We start from the raw sequence: 5,010 nt of genomic DNA, 5'->3' as shown, positions 1-5,010 counted from the left end.
CCATCGTCAGGGGAAGATAAAAGCCGCTGAACATGGAACTCAGAAATGCGGGAAAAGCCAGCATCATCGTACCGCCGGCGGCAATCAACCAGACCTCGTTTCCATCCCAGACAGAGGCAATCGACTGGATAATCTGTTTCTGTTCCGATCGATTTTTAGCGATAAAAAGATGCAGCACCCCGATTCCCAAATCGAAGCCATCCAGCACAAGGTACGTGGAAATCATAAACAACAACAGAATATACCAGACTGTTTCCATGGCTCTAAGCACCTGCCTCTGCTGTTAAATCAGGTTTGTTCATCTCAACAGCTTCCGGACCCTGGTTGATGATGCGCGTGGCGAGAAAAAAGTACAGCACGGATAAAAACAGGTAAAGCCCCATAAAGCCCAGCAGAGTAAACATGACATTTCCCTGTGAAATATTTGGGGAGGCTCCGTCGGCTGTTTTCATTAATCCATAAATCAACCAGGGCTGACGACCGATTTCCGCAGTAAACCAGCCCGCTGTATTGGCAATAAAAGGGAACGGCAGTGACAGCATTAAAAACCAGAGTAATGTGCGACTGGTGTGCAGCTTCTGTTTCCAGAGGAACAAAATACTGAGCCCCATCAAAGCAATAAACAGTGTTCCCAGCCCTGCCATAATGTGATAAGAAAAATAGAGCAGTTCAACATTGTCCGGCCAGAGTTCGCGGTCATATTCTGTCAACCCTTTTACTTCTGCGTCCCAACTGTCGTGCGTCAGAAAAGAAAGTGCCTTGGGGATGATGATCGGATTGTCAATTTTCAGTTCTTCCATATTCGGCTGGCCAATCAGAACCAGGCCGGCTCCGTCTTCCGTATGAAAGTGCCCTTCCATTGCAGAGAATTTGATCGGCTGATGTTTCTGGACCTGCTTTGCTTCCCAGTCGCCGGTGGGAACGACGACAATCACACTGGCCAGAAACCCGACAATGACCGCGACAGCCAGATAGCGTCGGGTGATTTCCAGATGTTCTCCCTTGAGCAGATGGTAGGCGGCGATGGCTGACATCGTAAAACTGCCCGTGATCACCGAGCCCGTCATCGTATGCAAGTATTGCTTGAGCGCCCAGGGGTTACTGAGCAGTGCCCAGATGCTGGTCAGGTGATAAACGCCCTGCTCGTCGATTCGATAACCCACCGGATGCTGCAGGAAGGCATTCGTGCAGATGATGAAGTAGCCGCTGAGCCACGTGCCCAGCAGCAACAGGAATGAAACGATCCAATGCGCGGTCCTGCCCAGTTTTTTCTCACCGAAAATCAATAGGTAGAGAAACGTCGATTCCAGAAAGAAGGCAAAAATCCCTTCCATTGCCAGAGTTTGTCCCAGAATGGATCCCGTTTTTTTCACGAGCTGCGACCAGTTCGTACCGAATTGAAATTCGAGTGGGATGCCCGTAACCACTCCCATGAGAAACGTGAGGCCAAAAATCTTGAGCCAGAATCGCGCTGCGACATCCGCCCAGGGATTTCCTCTCAATCCGATACTCTTGAGAATAAAGATTAAGAGTGCCAGGCCCATCGTCAATTGTGGAAACAAATAGTGATAGGAAACCGTAAAGGCAAACTGGACACGATGCAGAAGTATTGAATCAATCATGCCTTTGATTCCATTTCACCGGTGCTGTGTTCTGTCAGGAAAATCATGAAACGAATTTGACGGTCGCTGCGTAAATCAGGGAATATTCTGCAGCCAGTAAATGAGTACCGTTCCAACTTTAGCCAGGCTGGCTCCCGAGCAGTTGCGTGGGATATCTCGCGTGGTGTGCCAGGCGGGGTAGTCAAAGTCGATAATATCACAGGTGGGAATGCGGGCGATTTCATTCAAGGGTAAGTGGTCATCCCGAATTTCATATTTTTCCTGAGAGATGAACTCCCGGATTCCTGTTTTTCGGGCAGCTTCCCAGATGCTGCGGGTCAATCTGGGAGCGTATTTGAGGCTGTTCTTTTCCATATAGATCGCCAGATTCTTGTCGGCGATCATGTCAAAGAGAATTCCGTAGACATATTCAAAATCGCGTGGTTCTTTTTTGTATTGATTCGCAAAATAATTTGAGCCGAGAAAATAAGCATCGTTTTCACGATACACAAGCTCTTCGCCATCAAAAAAGACAAAGTCGACACCATAGCCGTGGCTGATTTTCAAATCCCGCATCACGTTTCCCAGCTCCATCAGAAAAGCGACGCCGCTGGCACCGTCATTCGCGCCGATAAAGAGTCCCTGGGGCTGGAAACGATCGCGGTCGGGAAAAGGTCGCGTATCATAATGGCAGGCTAGAAGGATCCGTTTTTTAGCTTCCGGATACCAGCTGACAATCAGATTATTCATCCGCACGGGGGTCCCGTTTATGGGATGCGGGGCATCGAACGTCTGAAAATGGACTTTGGCTTTCAGTTCTCTGAAATGTTCCGAAATCAATTTTTGCTGTTCCGCCATTCCCGGAGAACCACTCACACGCGATTTGAGACGGCAAATTTTATTCAGATACTCATACGAGCGTTTTGCATCAAATGCCGGCTCAACCTCTGGTTCGGCAGCTGTGACACAGGCGAAGGAACTCACTGAAATCAGTATGATCAGAATCAGGAATCGAATTGTTGGCCACACCTGCCACCACGTATTCATTCGCTTCATTTATTCCCTGCTCGTTTGAGTGATCCGAATCAGACAGCGTTCAACAAAACACGTCGCAGATCTTACGATAATAATAACTTGATCGACATACAAACAATAGCGATATATAACACCGCACGAATGAAAGGCTCACCTTTTTTGACAGCCAGATTTGAACCGATCCAGCCACCGACGGACATGCCGATCATCAGAGTCAGACCGGTGATCCAATCGATCTTCCCTTGCCACGCAAAAATTCCAATGGCGGCTACCGTATAAATGGCCACAATGAATACCTTATGCATATTGGTGCGTAACAGGTCCATTTTCATGACACCATTCATAATGGCGATTAAAATGAAACCGATGCCTGCCTGAATAAATCCGCCATAAAAGCCGGCCAGGACCATCAAGAGATGTCCGGTCAGGGAATTGGGATTTTGAACGGCAGGGGTTTCCTGGTCAGAAAGGTTTGCTGCGTCAGTGGTCGTTTCCTGAGCAGACGGTGCTGGTTTTTTCTTACGTTTACTGAGGATCATCGAAACTAATACCCCCAGCATGACAATTGCCAAGACACGGTTAAACCAGACGTTGCTGAGCTTCGTTCCCAGAAACGCACCGATAAACGTGCCCGGAAGCGCGCAGAGCGCCAATGAAAAGCTGAGTCGAAAATCTGAAAAACCCTTATTTCGGAAACCGGCAATCGCTGTAACGTTCTGCCCTAAAATGGCAACGCGGATAGTCCCATTGGCAACCGCGCCGGGAATTCCCAGAAACACCATGGTCGGCATGACGATCAAAGAACCTCCGCCAGCCAACACATTCAGGATGCCGGCGATGATGCCCACTCCCGCCAAAAATAGATTTTGCCACCAGTCCAAAGTCTGCTTCCCTTCATGAGTATGATGAATCAGTGCAGATTGTCCCTGAGTTTCTCAGAGCAAACATGTTCTTAAATCTTTTGAGAGTTTATAGGTTTCTGCAACAGAGTTCCAATCGAAATGATAATGAAGAGCTCAAGTAAAATAGAAATCCGGGCTACGCGAGGAGTGAGGCAATCATTCCGGAGAGCACAATTCCATCCCAGGTACCCGCTCCTCCGATGCTGATTGAAGGGGCATCCAGCTTTTTGAAATCTTTCCAGTGTAACAGGTCAGCTCCCAGCAGCGGTCCGGAGATCCCGATCACAAAGGCAACAGGGGCATACAGCGGATGGAAGTCGACACCTATTTCCCCCGTCATCGGTGCAAAGATCCCGAAACCAAACCAGGTTGCGAGGACGGCAGCCAGAGGGGGAATGAATACGGGCATCGCGATTCCCATGCGCGGGACCAGTCGCGACGTTCGATAGCAGACCACTGTATTGAAACTGATTCCCGCCAGTGTGACCAATATCGGAGTGAATCCACCCGCGATAATGAATCGAGACAGCCAGACTGCCAGGAGAACGGGAATCACACAGCCCCCCAGATTGACGGCAATAATCGCTTCCTGTCTCAATCGCTGCATTCGTGGCATTAAGTTCAAGCCTACCACAGATTCGAAGACGGGGACATTCACCTCTTTGTCGAGTGGGAAACGCGAGATGGGAATATTAATCAACGATCCGAAAATCATGCCGAACAGGACCAGAATCGCAGCTTGCGGGGCCAGATGCAGGTTTCTTAAGGCAGTATCAGCGAGATCTACAAAGATCAACGGCATCATACAGCCAAAAAAGACCATGAAAGTCAGCATCATGCAACCTGATAACTGGGCGACTTGCAGATCATTCTGTTGCTGGTTGGGCACTTTATAATTTCTTTCCGTTGACCATGAAGGGAGCTGACTGGAATCGATACATTTAAACAGGAAAATCGTTGATGGCGATCATTTTTCAAAGGCATTTTAGCCACCCGGGAGCGTTTTCTGCAGGTTCTAAGCGGGAATATTCGGAACAATTCCTACCTTCTCGACGAATTCATCAACGGAAGCCTCTCGGGAAGGATGACATTCCTTAGCGTCCGGTTACAATCAAGGTATGGCAGGAAATTCATTTGGACAGGCATTTCGGATTACGACGGCAGGCGAAAGCCACGGCCCGGCTAATGTGGTGATTATTGACGGCGTTCCCCCGGGAATTCCGCTCAGCGTGGAAGATCTACTCGTTGATCTGAACCGCCGCAAACCGGGGCAAAGCAAGATTGTGACCCAGCGAAAAGAAGCCGATCACCCCGAGATTCTCTCTGGTGTCTTTGAAGGCATTACGACGGGAACCAGCTTGGCCATCCTGATTCGAAACGAAGACCAGCGGAGTCAAGATTACGGCGATATTAAAGACAAATATCGACCCGGTCATGCTGACTTTACTTACGATGCAAAATATGGGTTTCGC

The 5,010-nt window shown here is 48.9% G+C and carries 6 protein-coding genes; 1 reads left to right on the top strand and 5 read right to left on the bottom strand.

Annotated elements, in window-relative coordinates; genetic code table 11:
- The 5 genes from Q0294_RS19605 to Q0294_RS19585 all read right to left on the bottom strand — a co-directional run.
- The coding region (locus tag Q0294_RS19605) for a cytochrome d ubiquinol oxidase subunit II (RefSeq protein ID WP_299468831.1) at positions 1-259 on the bottom strand (259 nt) is incomplete at its 3' end.
- A gap of 4 nt (positions 260-263) precedes the next feature.
- The gene (locus Q0294_RS19600) at positions 264-1,622 is read right to left on the bottom strand and encodes a cytochrome ubiquinol oxidase subunit I (protein ID WP_299468829.1); all 1,359 of its coding nucleotides are present in this window, start codon (positions 1,620-1,622) and stop codon (positions 264-266) included.
- 75 nt (positions 1,623-1,697) lie between these two features.
- On the bottom strand, positions 1,698-2,657 hold the full coding sequence (locus Q0294_RS19595) for a M28 family peptidase (protein ID WP_299468827.1): 960 nt from the start codon (positions 2,655-2,657) through the stop codon (positions 1,698-1,700).
- Between the two features lie 62 nt (positions 2,658-2,719).
- The gene (locus Q0294_RS19590; protein WP_299468825.1) at positions 2,720-3,517 is read right to left on the bottom strand and encodes a sulfite exporter TauE/SafE family protein; all 798 of its coding nucleotides are present in this window, start codon (positions 3,515-3,517) and stop codon (positions 2,720-2,722) included.
- Between the two features lie 157 nt (positions 3,518-3,674).
- Positions 3,675-4,427, bottom strand: a complete 753-nt coding sequence (locus tag Q0294_RS19585; protein ID WP_299468823.1) for a DUF1614 domain-containing protein — start codon at positions 4,425-4,427, stop codon at positions 3,675-3,677.
- 229 nt (positions 4,428-4,656) lie between these two features.
- On the opposite strand from Q0294_RS19585, the gene Q0294_RS19580 reads away from it, so the two are divergent.
- Positions 4,657-5,010, top strand: a 354-nt coding sequence (locus tag Q0294_RS19580) for a chorismate synthase (protein WP_299468821.1), incomplete at its 3' end; no start/stop codon positions are given.

The organism is uncultured Gimesia sp., from assembly GCF_937919775.1.
Taxonomy (GTDB): domain Bacteria; phylum Planctomycetota; class Planctomycetia; order Planctomycetales; family Planctomycetaceae; genus Gimesia.
The sequence above is the reverse complement of the archived record's forward strand: the minus strand, read 5'-3'. Positions and strand labels throughout refer to the sequence as shown.

Bases quoted from the DNA above. Each gene is read 5' to 3' on its own strand.
- Q0294_RS19595 (WP_299468827.1), bottom strand. From the start codon at position 2,657: ATGAAGCGAATGAATACGTGGTGGCAGGTGTGGCCAACAATTCGATTC.
- Q0294_RS19600 (WP_299468829.1), bottom strand. From the start codon at position 1,622: ATGATTGATTCAATACTTCTGCATCGTGTCCAGTTTGCCTTTACGGTT.